The sequence below is a fragment of the Floridaenema fluviatile BLCC-F154 genome (assembly GCF_041929135.1).
GTDB classification, from domain to species: domain Bacteria; phylum Cyanobacteriota; class Cyanobacteriia; order Cyanobacteriales; family Aerosakkonemataceae; genus Floridanema; species Floridanema fluviatile.
In genome coordinates this window covers 1-15,662 of record NZ_JBHFNS010000079.1, presented here as the reverse complement: position 1 = coordinate 15,662, position 15,662 = coordinate 1, and the positions used below count along the sequence as shown (strand labels likewise).

10 protein-coding genes and 1 pseudogene are annotated in these 15,662 nt (G+C 40.1%); 4 read left to right on the top strand and 7 right to left on the bottom strand.

Going from position 1 to position 15,662, the window contains the following annotated elements; genetic code table 11:
- Positions 1-122 precede the first annotated feature (122 nt).
- The 6 genes from ACE1B6_RS21645 to ACE1B6_RS21620 form a co-directional block, all read right to left on the bottom strand.
- A complete protein-coding gene (locus tag ACE1B6_RS21645; RefSeq protein ID WP_413259345.1) occupies positions 123-1,865 on the bottom strand; it encodes a hybrid sensor histidine kinase/response regulator in 1,743 nt (580 codons plus the stop codon).
- An 80-nt stretch (positions 1,866-1,945) separates the two neighbouring features.
- On the bottom strand, positions 1,946-2,521 hold the full coding sequence (locus ACE1B6_RS21640) for a chemotaxis protein CheB (protein ID WP_413259344.1): 576 nt from the start codon (positions 2,519-2,521) through the stop codon (positions 1,946-1,948).
- Positions 2,521-3,354 carry a CheR family methyltransferase gene (locus ACE1B6_RS21635; RefSeq protein WP_413259343.1) on the bottom strand — a complete coding sequence of 278 codons (834 nt, stop codon included), beginning with the start codon at positions 3,352-3,354 and terminating at the stop codon, positions 2,521-2,523. The genes ACE1B6_RS21640 and ACE1B6_RS21635 overlap by 1 nt, the downstream gene beginning before the upstream one ends.
- A 74-nt stretch (positions 3,355-3,428) precedes the next feature.
- On the bottom strand, positions 3,429-9,548 hold the full coding sequence (locus ACE1B6_RS21630) for a HAMP domain-containing protein (RefSeq protein WP_413259342.1): 6,120 nt from the start codon (positions 9,546-9,548) through the stop codon (positions 3,429-3,431).
- A gap of 235 nt (positions 9,549-9,783) precedes the next feature.
- Positions 9,784-10,887: a glycosyltransferase family 9 protein gene (locus ACE1B6_RS21625; RefSeq protein ID WP_413259341.1), complete on the bottom strand. Its 1,104-nt coding sequence runs from the start codon at positions 10,885-10,887 to the stop codon at positions 9,784-9,786.
- Positions 10,880-11,035 carry a hypothetical protein gene (locus tag ACE1B6_RS21620; protein WP_413259340.1) on the bottom strand — a complete coding sequence of 52 codons (156 nt, stop codon included), beginning with the start codon at positions 11,033-11,035 and terminating at the stop codon, positions 10,880-10,882. Before ACE1B6_RS21620 ends, ACE1B6_RS21625 begins: the two co-directional genes overlap by 8 nt.
- Positions 11,036-11,065: 30 nt before the next feature.
- On the opposite strand from ACE1B6_RS21620, the gene ACE1B6_RS21615 reads away from it, so the two are divergent.
- From ACE1B6_RS21615 to ACE1B6_RS21600, 4 genes are all read left to right on the top strand, one after another.
- Positions 11,066-11,638 carry a hypothetical protein gene (locus tag ACE1B6_RS21615; protein WP_413259339.1) on the top strand — a complete coding sequence of 191 codons (573 nt, stop codon included), beginning with the start codon at positions 11,066-11,068 and terminating at the stop codon, positions 11,636-11,638.
- Between the two features lie 146 nt (positions 11,639-11,784).
- Positions 11,785-12,279 carry a GAF domain-containing protein gene (locus ACE1B6_RS21610; protein ID WP_413259338.1) on the top strand — a complete coding sequence of 165 codons (495 nt, stop codon included), beginning with the start codon at positions 11,785-11,787 and terminating at the stop codon, positions 12,277-12,279.
- A 709-nt stretch (positions 12,280-12,988) separates the two neighbouring features.
- Positions 12,989-13,855 (top strand): choice-of-anchor L domain-containing protein, encoded by an 867-nt coding sequence (locus tag ACE1B6_RS21605; protein ID WP_413259337.1) that lies wholly within the window; start codon positions 12,989-12,991, stop codon positions 13,853-13,855.
- 750 nt (positions 13,856-14,605) lie between these two features.
- Positions 14,606-15,268, top strand: coding sequence for a hypothetical protein (locus ACE1B6_RS21600; RefSeq protein WP_413259336.1), 663 nt, complete (start codon positions 14,606-14,608; stop codon positions 15,266-15,268).
- 137 nt (positions 15,269-15,405) lie between these two features.
- On the opposite strand, the pseudogene ACE1B6_RS21595 reads toward ACE1B6_RS21600, so the two are convergent.
- A pseudogene (locus tag ACE1B6_RS21595) lies at positions 15,406-15,662 on the bottom strand (zinc ribbon domain-containing protein); the annotation flags it as partial.

Genomic DNA, 15,662 nt, shown 5'->3' with positions numbered 1-15,662 from the left:
CACAGACTATAATCCCTGTCTTTACAAAAGGATAATATTAATTGGTTCTGGTTGTACTCCGTAGGGTGCGTCAGACCGAAAAATTATGGCATTTCTGCAAAAATTCTCTGAAATGACGCACCCTACACTAAGTTCTCAATATTACATTGCTGTGCTGCACAGGTATCGGGACGCTCTTCAACTAATAAAAGTTGAGGACGATCGCGTTTTAGCTGAGAATTTAGTTCCTCTTTTTCATAATCATTTCCCGAACTAATCATCGGTTTTTTTTGATCTGATTCAGTTTCAGGAGTCCAATTACTTAAGGGTAAAACAATTGTAAAAGTTGCGCCCTTACCTTCTCCTTCGCTTTCTGCTTTAATAGTTCCATCATGTAATTCTACTAGGTGACGAGCGATCGCTAATCCTAAACCCAGTCCTCCGTAAGGTCTACTAATGCTACTATTTCCTTGACGGAAACTATCAAAAACATGAGGTAAAAATTCGGGATTTATACCAATACCTTGGTCAATTACTTGTAACTGAGCGTATCGATCGCTTACTGATGTTTCTAGTAATTTCAACCTAACTTCTATTACTCCTGATTCGGGAGTAAACTTAATCGCATTAGAAAGCAAATTTGCTAAAACTTGTCTTAATCGTTCAGGATCTCCACAAACTCTCAGGGCATTTGAGTGTAAATCAGTTTGAATGTCGATCGACTTTTCCTCAGCTTGCAAACGTGCTGTTTCCACAGTTACTTCCACTAAATTTTGTAAATTAACTGGTTGCATAGATAACCGTAAGTTGCCTTGAATAATTTGGGAAACATCGAGAATATCATTAACTAATCGTGCTTGCGATCTAGCATTGCGTTCAATTGTTTCTAAAGCTTTTATTCTAGTTGTCTCATCAAATTTTTTTGTCACTAACAACCGCGACCAACCTAAGATTGAGTTTAATGGGGTGCGGAGTTCATGAGACAGAATTGCTAAAAATTCATCTTTCATTCGGTTAGCATCTTCTGCTTGTTGTCTAGCGGCGTGTTCGCGGATAAATTGTTCCCTTACTGCTTCAGCTTGTTTGCGTTCTGTGATATCTTCAATTGTGCCAACGTGACCTAATAATTTGCCTTCATCGGACAGCATTGGTGCGGTGCGAATATGTACCCAACGTAGGGATTCATCCGGTTGATAAATGCGAAATTCCCCAGAATAAGCTTGTCCTTGACGAGTAAAATTAGGCCATTCAAGTAATAAGATATCGCGGTCTTCTGCATAAGCTACTTTAGCACATTCTGTTTGCCAACTTTCGGCAGTCGTAAACCCACAAATTGCCTGAAATCTGGGGTTACTGTAAGTACATTTTCCCTCAGTGTCAGTGAGAAATATGCCTACGGGAGAACAAGAACTCAGGGTACGGAATCTCTCTTCACTTTGTTTAATTTCGGCATTCATCGCTGCTAGTTGTGCTGCTTGTTGTTGCACTTCCAGGTTTTTTTTAAATAGGTCAACAAATACGGATACTTTAGAATTTAATATAACGGGATCGATCGGCTTTAGTAAATAATCTACTGCCCCTAAAGAATAACCTTTAAACATTAATTTATCGCTAGTACTAAAAGCCGTGAGAAAAATAATCGGTGTATTGCGTGACTTTTCCCTCTGACGAATCAATGTAGCAGTTTCAAAACCATCCATTCCCGGCATTTGCACATCTAACAAAATTACAGCAAAATCTTGATTTAGCAAACATCGTAAAGCTTCTTCTCCCGAATTTGCTTTGACTAAATTTTGTCCAAGTCCATCTAAGACTGCTTCTAAAGCAATGAGATTTTCCGGGTGATCGTCTACTAATAGGACGTTTGCTTTTGGTTCAGATTGCATATAGTTATTTCAACTTGGTATAGATGGCATATTTTTGGGGTAAAAGATGGGAATTGATTGCTGAACGATTAATTTTCGATTCAATTTAAAACTTGAAATCCGATTTGGGAATTTAAAAAAGGAACTATTTCTGACAAAGGCAGTATTTGGGGCATTTTTACTGCTTTGATGGCTGCTTCTGGCATAATAGGACATTCGGCTGTATCTGGTTTTTGAACAATTATTGTGCCTCCATAAACTTGAATTTTTGCTAATCCAATGGCTCCATCATTGTTTGCTCCTGTTAAAATTATACCGATAACTTGTGTGCGATAAACATCAGCAGCAGATTCAAATAAAACATCAATTGATGGACGGGCGTAAGTGACTGGGGCATCTGTAGAAAGGGAAAAATAACCTGGTTCTACTAGTAAATGATAATTCGCTGGAGCTAAAAAAACTCTGCCGGGAATTATTGGTTGTTTATCTTCTACTTCTATTACAGGTAACAAAGTTTTTTCTTGTAAATAATCCACTAACTCGCCGTCGGAAAATTTGTGGCGATGTTGAGCGATCGCCACTGCAACCGGAAAATTTCTTGGTAATTCTGATAAAATCACTTCCAAAGCATTTAACCCTCCCAAAGATGCACCGATAACTACAATTTCAAAATTCATTAAGCAATCCTCCGATAAATTTTTTCCTGACTATCTATTTCCTCATAAGAATTTTCATAAGCAGTTGTTCTCAGAGTTTCATGTTTTCCTAATCCTAAAATGCCAAACATTCGCAAGCTTTCGTATAGTAGTTTATGTACTCGTTCTTGGAGAGTGCGATTGAAGTAAATTAAAACATTGCGACAGAGAATGACATTAAACTCATTAAAAGAGGCATCTGTCACTAAGTTATGGGGAGAAAAGACAATGTTTTCTCTTAAAAAAGAACGAATAATTGCCCCATCATAAGCAGCAGTATAATACTCGGAAAAAGAACTTTTACCACCTGCCTGTAGATAGAGTTGGGTGTATTCTTGCATTAAATCTAGAGAAAAAATCCCCGCTTTTGCTTGGCGAAGTACAACTTCATTGATATCTGTAGCGTAGATGCGACAACGGTGATATAATCCTTCTTCAAACATCAGAATGGCGATCGAATAAACCTCCTCACCCGTAGAACAACCAGCGTGCCAAATACGAATAAATGGATAGGTACGTAGTAAAGGAATTGCTTGATTTCTAAAGGCAACATAAAAACTCGGATCGCGGAACATTGAGGTAACATTTACCGACAAACCTAACAGCAACCTTTCCATACAAGCAGGATCGTGTAACACCTTTTCTTGTAATGCTGATACGGTGTGGAGATTTTCGGCGCGTATTATGTTCCAAATGCGACGTTTTAAGGATGCCATAGCGTAATTACGGAAATCAAAACCATAAAAAAGATAAATGCCTTCGAGTAATAATTTAATTTCAATGTCTTCTAACTCATTGGGATGTTTAGGGGGCATAAAATTTAGGTAAGAGATAAAGTAGGAAATTTTTTATTTACCTTTCCTACTTTATCCTTGATTTCCCCTAGTTTCTAGCGATACAACCACACCCGCAATAATGAGATTAATTGTTCGTTATCGACAGGTTTGGTAATGTAATCTGAAGCACCTGCTTCGATACATTTTTCTCGATCGCCTTTCATTGCTTTTGCTGTTAAAGCAATCATCGGTAAATTTTGGAATTGTTCAATTTTCCGAATTGCTTGCATAGTTTCATAACCATCCATTTCTGGCATCATGATATCCATGAGGATTAAGTCAATATCAGGGTGATTTTCTAATACGGAAATTCCATCCCTACCGTTTTCGGCATAAAGTACCTGCATTTGATGACTTTCCAACATACTGGTGAGGGCGAAAATATTTCGCACATCATCATCAACAATTAAAACTTTTTTCCCTGCTAAAATCGGTTCATTTTGTTGTAATTGTTCCAACATTAAACGTTTTGGTGCTGGTAAATTAGCTTGAACTCGATGCAGGAATAAAGCAGTTTCATCTAATAACCGTTCTGGCGATCGCACTCCCTTAACAATAATCGTGTCAGAAATGCGTCGTAATTCGGTTTCTTCGTGATTAGAAAGTTCTTTTCCGGTGTAAACAACGATCGGTAAATAACCTAAATTTGGTTCTTGTTTAATTTGTTCAATTAACTCCAAACCATTCATATCCGGCAATCCCAAATCTAGCACCAGACAGTCAAATCGCCCGGATTTCAATGCAGTTAAAGCTTCTGCACCTGTACCGACAGCAACACTGGCGACATCGCTATTACCGATTAATTCCACTATGCTTTGACGCTGAATTTCGTCATCTTCAACAATTAGCAAATTTTTCACTGGGCGTTCGACAAATTCTTTAATTGCTGCTAAAGCATTCGCTAAAGTTTCGCTACTAATTGGTTTTTGTAAATAAGCGATCGCACCTTGTTGTAAACTCCGCTGTTTTCCTTCTTCCACTGACATAATGTGAACCGGAATATGACGGGTATCTGGATCGTGTTTTAAGCGATCGAGAATTGTCCAACCGTCCATAATTGGCAGACGAATATCGAGGATAATTGCCGTAGGTTTGTATTCCTTCGCCATTGCCAAACCTCGATCGCCTCGCGTCGCTACTAATACTTTGAAACCTTGTTCTTTGACCATATCTTGTAAAATTCGGGCAAATTTCAGGTCATCTTCGATAATTAGCAGAGTGCGATCGCCAGGTTGGACTAAATCGCGATCGTCCTCAATTTCTCGTAACTCCATATTCACAGTAGAAGACTGTGAATTACTCAGTTTATCACCAGAAACAATATTTCTGGAAGTCAGAGAAATTAAGGGAGTAGTTGATTCCCTATTCTTTCGATCTTCACCATTTCGGCGATTTTTAACTCCCTCTTGAGATAGGTAAGTTTGTGGTAAATAAAGAGTAAAGGTGCTGCCCTTGCCAAATTCACTTTGCAACTTGATTTCCCCACCCAATAAACGGGCAATTTCCCGACTAATAGATAAACCTAAACCCGTTCCGCCATACTTGCGACTTGTAGTACCATCCGCTTGTTGGAAAGCTTCAAAAATGATTTGTTGTTTTTCGGGAGAAATACCAATTCCGGTATCGCTAACTGCAAAAGCAATTACCATCTCAGCAGAGTTGAGACTAAGCTGTTCGGGACTCCAACCTCGATCTGCTACTTTTATATTTAAGTTAACTTGACCTCTTTCGGTAAACTTAAAAGCGTTAGCTAACAGGTTGTTCAATATTTGTTGAAGTCGTTTAGCATCTGTGTAAATTCCCCTTGGTAAATCTGGGTCAACTTCCAGAATAAAATTGAGGCTTTTATCTTGAGCAATTTGGGTGAAATTTCTTTCCAACTGATTTTGCAAGTTGGTAAATAAAGTTTGTTCCACTTCGATCGACATTGTACCCGACTCAATTTTGGCTAAGTCGAGAATGTCGTTAATTAATCCCAACAAATCGTTACCCGCCGAATAAATTGTCCGGGCATATTCAACCTGTTTCGCGGAAAGATTACCATCGTTGTTGTTAGTCAAAAGTCTGGCTAAGATTAACAAACTATTCAACGGTGTCCGTAATTCGTGAGACATATTTGCCAAGAATTCCGACTTATAGCGGGAAGTTAAAGCTAATTGTTCCGCTTTTTCTTCTAAGGAAATTCGCGCTTGTTCAATTTCCCGGTTTTTCCGTTCCACTTCCCGTTTTTGCGCCGCTAGCAACTCAGCTTTTTCTTCTAATTCTTCATTAGTTTGTTGCAGTTGTTCTTGTTGGCGTTTCAGCAACTCTTCGGAAGCTTTGAGAGTTTTCGCTTGTTCTTCTAAACGTTTATTGGTTTCAGTGAGTTCCTTTTGTTGACTTTGCAGTTCTTCGGTTAAAGTTTGGGATTGTTTGAGTAATTCTTCGGTTCGCATACTGGTAGCGATCGTATTTAACACGATCGCAATACTCTCAGTCAATTGATCGAAGAAATTTAAGTGAATTTCGCTAAAGCGCCGGAAAGAAGCGAGTTCAATTACCGCCGTAACTTGTCCCTCAAACAACACAGGTAAAACCACCGCATTTAAAGGAGGCGCTTCTCCCAAACCAGAACTAATCTTAATATAATCTCCGGGAACTTCCGTAATTAAAATTCGCTCTTTTTCTAACGCACATTGCCCAACTAAACCTTCACCTAAATGGAAACGGTTAGCTAAATGTTTGCGTTCCCGGTAAGCATAAGTGCTGAGTAATTTTAAGAACGACGGGTGATTTTCGCCATTTTCCATCAAGTAAAATACCCCATGTTGGGCGGAAACTAACGGCGCGAGTTCTGATAAAATCAGTTTAGAAACTGTTTCTAAATCTCGCTGACCTTGCAACATTCGGGTAAATTTAGCCAGGTTAGTTTTCAACCAATCTTGTTCGGTATTCTTTTGGGTAGTTTCCCGCAAGTTGGCGATCATTTGGTTGATATTATCTTTCAAAGCGGCGACTTCACCTTCAGCGGCGACAGCAATAGAACGAGTTAGATCGCCCTTCGTTACAGCGGTGGCGACTTCGGCGATCGCTCTCACCTGCGTAGTAAGATTAGCAGCAAGTTCATTCACATTATCCGTTAACGCCCGCCAAGTCCCCGCTGCCCCCGGAACTTTCGCCTGTCCGCCCAATTTTCCTTCAATTCCGACTTCTCGCGCCACAGTTGTCACTTGATCGGCAAAAGTCGCCAAAGTATCAATCATTTCGTTGATCGTATCCGCCAGAGTTTCAATTTCTCCCTTCGCCTCCAGCATTAACTTCCGCTTCAAGTCGCCATTCGCTACCGCCGTCACCACTTTGGCAATACCCCGAACTTGGGCGGTTAAATTTCCCGCCATTGAATTTACCGAGTCAGTTAAATCTTTCCAAGTTCCCGCCACTCCTTTAACTTCCGCCTGTCCGCCCAAAATTCCCTCAGTTCCCACTTCCCTAGCAACTCTGGTAACTTCCGAAGCAAAGGAATTCAGTTGATCCACCATCGTATTAATGGTGTCTTTCAACTCTAAAATTTCCCCTTTCACATCAACAGTAATTTTCTTAGAAAGATCGCCATTCGCCACCGCCTTGGTAACTTCGGCAATGTTGCGAACTTGGGCAGTTAAATTTCCCGCCATCGAGTTAACATTATCAGTTAAATCTTTCCAAATTCCTGCCCCGCCGCGAACAAAAGCTTGCACTCCCAATTTTCCTTCGCTTCCTACTTCTCTGGCAACTCTCGTTACTTCGGAAGCAAAGGCGGAAAGTTGATCCACCATCGTATTAATAGTGTTTTTCAACTCTAAAATTTCGCCTTTGACATCGACGGTAATTTTCTTGGAAAGATCGCCATTCGCTACCGCCGTTGTCACTTCGGCAATATTCCGCACTTGGGCAGTTAAACTACTTGCCATGAAGTTTACCGAGTCAGTTAAATCTTTCCAAGTTCCGCCGACTCCGTTAACTTCCGCTTGAACTCCCAGTTTTCCTTCCGTTCCCACTTCCCTAGCAACTCTGGTAACTTCCGAAGCAAAGGAATTAAGTTGATCCACCATTGTATTAACGGTGTTTTTCAACTCTAAAATTTCCCCTTTCACGTCAACGGTAATTTTCTTGGAAAGATCGCCATTCGCTACCGCAGTTGTGACAGCGGCGATATTTCGCACTTGGGCGGTTAAACTTCCCGCCATAAAATTGACACTATCAGTTAAATCTTTCCACGATCCGGCAATTCCGCGCACATCTGCTTGAACGCCGAGTTTTCCTTCGCTTCCCACTTCCCTGGCAACTTTGGTGACTTCGGAAACAAAGTTAGAAAGTTGATCGACCATTGTGTTAATGGTATTTTTCAACTCTAAAATTTCGCCTTTGACGGGAACGGTAATTTTTTGAGTTAAATTACCATTTGCGATCGCAGTTGCCACCTCAGCAATGTTCCGAACTTGGGCGGTTAAATTTCCCGCCATCGAGTTAACGTTATCAGTTAAATCTTTCCAAGTTCCCGCAACTCCTTTAACTTCCGCTTGAACTCCCAGTTTTCCTTCCGTTCCCACTTCCCTAGCAACTCTGGTAACTTCCGAAGCAAAGGAACTTAACTGATCCACCATTGTATTAATGGTGTTTTTCAATTCCCGAATTTCGCCTTTGACATCGACGGTAATTTTCTTAGAAAGATCGCCATTGGCGATCGCCGTTGCCACTTCCGCAATGTTCCGAACTTGCGAAGTTAAATTATCCGCCATCGAGTTAACATTATCAGTTAAATCTTTCCAAGTTCCGGCAACGCCCTTAACTTCCGCTTGAACTCCCAGTTTTCCTTCCGTTCCCACTTCCCTAGCAACTCTGGTAACTTCCGAAGCAAAGGAACTTAACTGATCCACCATTGTATTAACGGTGTTTTTCAACTCTAAAATTTCGCCTTTGACATCAACAGTAATTTTCTTAGAAAGATCGCCATTAGCGACAGCGGTGGTAACTTCCGCAATGTTGCGAACTTGCGCGGTTAAACTTCCCGCCATAAAATTCACACTATCAGTTAAATCTTTCCAAGTTCCCGCCACTCCCGGAACTTGCGCTTGTCCGCCCAGTTTCCCTTCTGCGCCAACTTCCCTAGCAACTCTGGTAACTTCGGAAGCAAAGGAGTTGAGTTGATCCACCATTATATTAATAGTGCTCTTCAACTCGAAAATTTCGCCTTTGACATCAACAGTAATTTTCTTAGAAAGATCGCCGTTAGCGACAGCGGTGGTAACTTCCGCAATGTTGCGAACTTGGGCGGTTAAATTTCCCGCCATTGAGTTTACCGAGTCAGTTAAATCTTTCCAAGTTCCGGCAACTCCTTTAACTTCTGCTTGAACTCCCAGTTTTCCTTCCGTTCCCACTTCCCTAGCAACTCTGGTAACTTCGGAAGCAAAGGAATTGAGTTGATCCACCATGACATTAATAGTGTTTTTCAACTCGAAAATTTCGCCTTTGACATTGACAGTAATTTTCTTAGAAAGATCGCCATTAGCGACAGCGGTGGTAACTTCGGCAATGTTGCGAACTTGCGCGGTTAAATTTCCCGCCATTGAGTTTACCGAGTCAGTTAAATCTTTCCAAGTTCCGGCAACTCCTTTAACTTCTGCTTGAACGCCCAGTTTTCCTTCCGTTCCCACTTCCCTGGCAACTCTGGTAACTTCCGAAGCGAAGGAGTTCAACTGGTCTACCATTGTGTTAACAACTTGGGCAGTTTGGAGAAATTCTCCGCGCAAAGGTCGATCTTCTATTTCTGTGGGAATTGTTTGAGATAAGTCGCCGTTAGCAACTGCCCGAATTACTCTAGCAGTTTCCGCGGTAGGTTGTACTAAGTCGGTAATTAAAGTATTAACTGAATCGATCGAATTTCTCCAACTACCGCGAACGCTTCCGCCTAAAGAGGCGCGTTCCGAAATTTTCCCATCTTTGCCGACGACGTTGCTAACGCGATCGAGTTCCGCCGCCCAGCGTTCGTTCATCTCAATAATATCGTTGAGAGTGTCGGCAATTTTTCCTGCCATGCCTGTTTGGTCGATCGGCATTCGCGCCCCAAAGTTGCCCTTTTTAACTTCAACAAGTGTTCTTAAAAGTTGCTTGAGATCTAGTTGATCGCTGTCTATATTTGCCTGTGTTGTTGCCATAGTTTTTTCTTTAATCAATACTTCTGAGGGCGCAAATTGCGTTTCTGACTTACTGCTTTTCTGCTTTAGGGTGGATGACCTTCTGGCTTTGGTTTAGTGAACTTACCAAAGTTATATCTGGCACAATTATCCAGCGTAATCCGGGATCAATGCTCTCTATCTCAGGGTAGATGTAGGGTGAAATTTTAAAATTTTGTAACTCTAGGTGACAATTGTAACTAAAAATGTAACTAGACTAAGGGTGTTTAATCTTCAGTTTGTTTCCTGTAATTGGTATTTTCTGGATAAGTGCCTTTGCTATGTCGAAAACTTGGGTAACTGTTGTACCTTCTAAACAGAGATAACCTACGGAACAGGTGGCGCGATCGCAAGGATGGCAGGATACTTTGTGTAATAAAATCTTGTGCATCTCCGTATTTAACGGCCCCCAAACTTGGGGATCTGTCCCGCCAAATATAGTAATTGATGGGGTCGAAAGCGCATAAGCAATATGTGCTGGCCCGGAATCATTAGTAATTAATAAAGCCAGTTTAGTCAAAATTCCACCTAATTCTGGCAGAGAAGTTTTCCCCGCCAAATTCAAAGTTTCTTGACCAATATTTTCCGCAATTAACTCAGCAGTTGGTATTTCTTCTTCGCCGCCTAATAATACAACTGTGCCGCCAAATTCCCGTTGTAATGCCTTACCCACCCCAATAAAGTTTTCCACCGCCCATCTTTTAGTAACTTCTCTCGCCCCAGGATGTAATCCAATTAAAGGTTTTTTAGCTGTGGTAATTAACATTTCTGCTGCTTTTAAATCTTCTATCCCAAGAGGGAATTCTGTAGTTTCGCCCTGTGGTTCAATACCTAAAAATCTAACTAAAGATAGAACTTTCTTAACTTCATTTTGTGTTGCAGAGATCGGTAAAGCGGCAGCTAATTTTCCCGCCGGATCTCCAGGTCGAATAAACCCAGCAGTTGTTTTTGCCCCTAACATTAAAGTAAATGGATTAGAATAAACTCCAGAACCGTGCATTTGGATGGCTAAATCAAATTGTTCCCCTTGCATTTCTTGATAGAATTGCACTACTTTTCGCGGGTCAAAAAACTGTTCTGCCATGCCGAGAAAACCGGGGAAAGGGATAAAGCGATCGATCTGTGGCGATCTCTTCACTAATTCCGCCAAAAAAGGCATGGCAATTAAACTAATTTCTGCTAAAGGCAAAGCTTTTCTAATCGCCCGAAAAGCCGGAGTAGCACAAACAAAATCACCAATTCGAGAAGCCCGAACTATAGCAATTTTTCGCGGAGTTTCCGGTAAACGAAATAATAATCCTGGTAAAAATGGTTCAGACATTGCGATCGTAAATGTTAGGTCGATCTAACTCTAGATCCCCGACTTCTTCAAGAAGTCGGGGATCTAAAATTTCCCCCTCTTTGGGTTGATGAATAATGTAACTACTATCACAAAAATGGGAGGAGAAAATAACCAAATGATGTAACATTTCTCTTTAATTTAAAGCAGGGAAAAAAATATGGCAATAAGTGTACAAACTCGTGGTTTCGGAGTATTAGCTAACCGAGAAACAGCAGAAATAGCACTAACTGAATTAAAAAAATCCGGCTTTCCAATGGAGAAAATATCTATTATTGCTAAAGATTTGGAAACAGGCGATCGAGTCGGTGGTGCAAAAGCTACCCATAGTGTCGGCGAACAAAACGTAAATTCGCCCACAGCAGTTGTTTCCGACCTCGCCACCGGGAGCACTTGGGGAACATTATTAGTAGGACTAAGCGGTTTAGCATTACCTGGAATCGGCCCAATTTTAGCAGCAGGAAGCTTAGGAGTAGCCTTACTAACTACCTTGGGAGGCGTGGCAATAGGAACAGTTGCCAATGCTAATTTAGTGACATCTTTAGTGGATTTAGGCATACCAGAAGAACAGGCGAGAGTGTATAGCGATCGACTACTTGCCGGAAATTATTTCCTCATAGTTGATGGTACAGAAGCGGAAATAAATCAAGCTCAAGGTATCTTGAGTAAGCAGGATATTGAAGATTGGGGAATTTATCCTCCCTCTAATGGTCGATCGCTAGAAAATCATTAGATATACTAAAAAAAATAGCAACCAAAGCAGGAGGGCAAAGTAACTATTTCCCCCCTGTTTTCGTCAATCTAAAAAAATTTAATCTAAACTTAAGCTAAGTCAATTGAAAAATAGAGTTAAAATACTTGAGTAGTTAGAAAAAAAGTATGATCGATCCAGGTTTACAAAGAGTAATTAATCGCCTGGGGGCAAATTTATCTCGTGATTTGTTAGTACAGAAAACCACAAATAATTTACGAGAGTTTCTTCAGGTCGATCGAGTAGTTTTATATTACTTCGTGCGCCAGTGGGAAGGAAGAGTAACCTTTGAATCTTTAAGTTCCAGCGAATTTTCCATTTTTGGTAATACCGGGCCGGATGAATGTTTTAATGGCGAATATGCCGCTAAATATGAAGCCGGAAGAGTCAGAGCAATTCCTGACATTGAAACCGCAGCAATTAGTGAATGCCACCGAGACTTTCTCCGCAATCTCAAAGTACGTGCAAATTTAGCCGTCCCAATTTTAAATAATGGCAAACTATGGGGATTATTAATTGCCCATCATTGCCGAGACACCCGTTCTTGGTCAGAATCAGACATACTGGTAGTGCAAAAAGCCGCCCAAGAATTAGAAATGTCGCCAGTAATTAGAGACAATTAAAGAGCTATCAGATATCGGTAGTTAGTTAAATCATTCTGTTCCTTTTCTATTAGTTTTTCAGCAAGCCCTATTTCTGCAATTAAATTTTTGATGTTAAGACAATCTAATTGGTGCTGACCTAATAACTCTACTTGGCTTTGTGTTCAAGTATAAAACTCGGTTTGGTCTGGTGGAAATGGGTAAAGAGAAAATGCTAAGATTAACCCTTCTTCCTTACCCTTACCACTACCCTAGAACCGAGCAACATTAAGGCAGAAGTTACCTTATTGAACAGATGGTGCGGAATTATAGTAACCTAATTTTAGTAGACGAAAGTAACGATATTTTAGTAAATATATGAGTTAGACAATTAAAAATAATTTTATCAAAAAACCTGTCAATATTTCAACAGTTTTCATTTAAAAAACAAAGTATTTTTTGTCACCAGTAAATCCCCAAAAGCTTGACAGACAAGATTTACAGCAAATATTATTTTATTTATTTAGGATTACGTTTTAACCTGATATGTATTTTTTCCATGAAGACTAACTCAAACTAATGACATTGCTAATGAGGGTATGACAAGCTGTTTTTAGTGATGAACACTCTGATGTCTAAAAGACTAAAGAACCGAAGCAAATTCTCAAAATATGAATAGGTAGTTAGTTGCCATCAAATGGTTCATGATTCGACAGCATTAATGTCAAGATTTAATTTAGGAGCAGCTAAGATGAAATTATTACAAAAAGTCGCCACCGCTATTGCTACGACTGCAGCCCTCTCTATAGTTAGTGTCCCAGTAATGGCTTTTACAGTAACTCAAAACAATAATGGTTCTGACTTGCTAAATTCTTTGTTAGGCGATGCCAAAGGTTTAAGTAATTTTTCTGTAACTACCAAAGGTAATGCCTCCGCATTTGGCCTTTTCAGCGGCAACCCATTTGGTTTGGAGTCTGGTATCGCTCTGAGTAGTGGGAAAGTAGCAGATATACCGGGAGTGAATTCTTCATCAGTATACAATCCTGATTTAAGTACAAGTTTTGGAACCCCTGGTGATACACCGGGCAGCTATGACTTAGCTCAGCTAGATATTAGCTTTGATGCAGACAGTACAGCAGAGAAGGTGTTCTTCCAATACGTCTTCGGCTCAGAAGAATTTGTTGAGTATGGGGGTAGCAATTTCAATGACTCTTTTGAACTACTGCTTAACGGTGTGAACTTGGCTAAGTTAAGCGACGGTCAGACAGTCTCGATCAACAATCTTGTTCCTAACCCGAATGGCCCTTATCACACAGATTATATTAACAATCCAGCAGGCCCAGGCACGCTCACTAAATTAGATGGCTATACGAAAACTTTGACCTTTGAAGGACTGCTGAACAAGAATGCCAGTAACACTTTAAGTATCAAGATTAAAGATGTAGCGGATAGTGCTTACGATTCTGCTGTGTTCCTCAAAGGTGGTACTCTGGGAACGGTTAATCCTGAAGCAGTTCCCGAACCAGGTACAGTACTGGGCTTGCTGGCTCTTGGTGCAATGGGTGCAGGTTCAATACGGAAGCGCAAACAGCAAGAGAAAGTGACTGTTAAAGCATAACTTCATTACCATTACTTATTTCTCAATTCAAAGCTTAGGTTAACAGTTGCCACAAATCTGTCAAACTAATTAAAGCAGAATCCGTGTTTTTCCCAGTGAAAAGCACGGCTATTTTTTCGGAGGATGAGTAACCCAACTTTCGGAAAGGGAATAATAGCGATCGTCAAGAAAGTTCCTAGTCAAAACAGCTAAATTGCGATCGAGCCGTACTGAAAATCGCAGAGCACAAAAAAATTATTTGGATCTATGTTACGTAAATTTTCTGAGATGCCACTCCGAATCAAACAACTTAGAGAATTAACTACATATTTTCCCGGATTAACTCAGTGAAATCCCTAATAAAATCTCTAATTACTACTAAAAACTAAATATTTTCATAATATAAAAATACTCATTTAAAATGAGTGGATACTATCAAAAATTTAGCTATTGTCAACTAGCTGGAGCAAAATTTTATAAAAATATCTTAAAGGTATTTTGCGAAAAAAAAGCTCGAAACTCTTAATTTACTGGGTTTTGAGTGAAGCTCTTTACTTGGAACATGGTAAATATACCAGGAAATAAATATTTTTCTGATGAAGATTCGCTGAAACTGAGGACAGGGCTAGTTGAGGTATGGCAATCTGTTTTTAGTGATGAGATTCCGATGAGCGCGAAGTTACCGCAATCAGTTAAGAGAAAAGTTATTGCGGAACGCACTTTTATAGGTTCAGCACTGTCAATCTTTACTTGTTTGGAGAAATTGGAAAAATGGCTATTTCGACTAGTATGAAAGTTCTCGATAAATTAGTAGTTTTTGCTGCTATTGCTTTGGGTTTTGGAGTAATCGGTACTTCTTCATCTCAAGCTGCTAGTATTAATCGTTCGGATTTTAATGCTGATGCGATTAATTTTAACTTTGAAAGTACTGCTATCAATAATACAACTGCTACTGATGGCAATTTGACCGTAACAAATGGGACAACACTTAATGTAGGTTCAGTTGGTTACATATCAGGAAAAAGCTATTATGATGGAGGAGATTCATCGGTAATACGCTTTGATTTTTTAAATTCCGTGTCTGCCTTTGGTGTTGATTTTCTGGCCAATAACGCTAACATTAATTTGAGAATTTTTGACAAGACAAATAATTTGATTGACAGTCTAACTCTAGACTGGACAAAATTGCCAAACGCGGGGTTTCCATTTGGATTCATTGGTTTAAACGCAGGAAGTAATTTAATTGCCTACGCAACAATTGATACACCTCTTATAGGAAACGAATTATACATTGATAACATCATCTATCAAACACAAACAGCTACTTCTGTTCCTGAACCTGTTTCTGCTTTGGGCTTGCTAGCATTTGGTACTCTGGGTGCAGGTTCAATGCTCAAGCGCAAACAGCAACAGAAAGCGACAGTAAAAGCATAATCTAATAACCATAACGATTTACCAACAGAAAGCTTAGATAATAGTTGTCAAACTAATTAAAGTAAAATCCGTGTTTTTCCCAATGGAAAGCACGGCTCTTTTTTTGGATGATGTAGGATTCATTGACACTCCTCGACCTAAAGGCACGAGGATTCTTCGTTCATAGACCCAACTTGCCCTAGCAGGATTTCTCCAACTAAGGTAGAGGTCGAATCTCCCGAAGCGTTCGGATAAATGATCCAAGTGACCGTATCCCTACCGTACTCAAGGCTATTTTCAGGATATTGATAGCGGCGTTCCAATCTCTATCCAAAACAAATCCACATTGACAAACATGAGTTCTCATGGACAAAGACTTTTTGACAATTGCGCCACAATGAGAGCATTCTTGAGA

Coding starts and splice junctions, on each gene's coding strand:
- ACE1B6_RS21625 (WP_413259341.1), bottom strand. CDS start 10,887: ATGTCTGAACCATTTTTACCAGGATTATTATTTCGTTTACCGGAAACT.
- ACE1B6_RS21630 (WP_413259342.1), bottom strand. CDS start 9,548: ATGGCAACAACACAGGCAAATATAGACAGCGATCAACTAGATCTCAAG.
- ACE1B6_RS21605 (WP_413259337.1), top strand. CDS start 12,989: ATGAAATTATTACAAAAAGTCGCCACCGCTATTGCTACGACTGCAGCC.
- ACE1B6_RS21640 (WP_413259344.1), bottom strand. CDS start 2,521: ATGAATTTTGAAATTGTAGTTATCGGTGCATCTTTGGGAGGGTTAAAT.
- ACE1B6_RS21600 (WP_413259336.1), top strand. CDS start 14,606: ATGGCTATTTCGACTAGTATGAAAGTTCTCGATAAATTAGTAGTTTTT.
- ACE1B6_RS21615 (WP_413259339.1), top strand. CDS start 11,066: ATGGCAATAAGTGTACAAACTCGTGGTTTCGGAGTATTAGCTAACCGA.
- ACE1B6_RS21610 (WP_413259338.1), top strand. CDS start 11,785: ATGATCGATCCAGGTTTACAAAGAGTAATTAATCGCCTGGGGGCAAAT.
- ACE1B6_RS21635 (WP_413259343.1), bottom strand. CDS start 3,354: ATGCCCCCTAAACATCCCAATGAGTTAGAAGACATTGAAATTAAATTA.
- ACE1B6_RS21620 (WP_413259340.1), bottom strand. CDS start 11,035: ATGTTACATCATTTGGTTATTTTCTCCTCCCATTTTTGTGATAGTAGT.
- ACE1B6_RS21645 (WP_413259345.1), bottom strand. CDS start 1,865: ATGCAATCTGAACCAAAAGCAAACGTCCTATTAGTAGACGATCACCCG.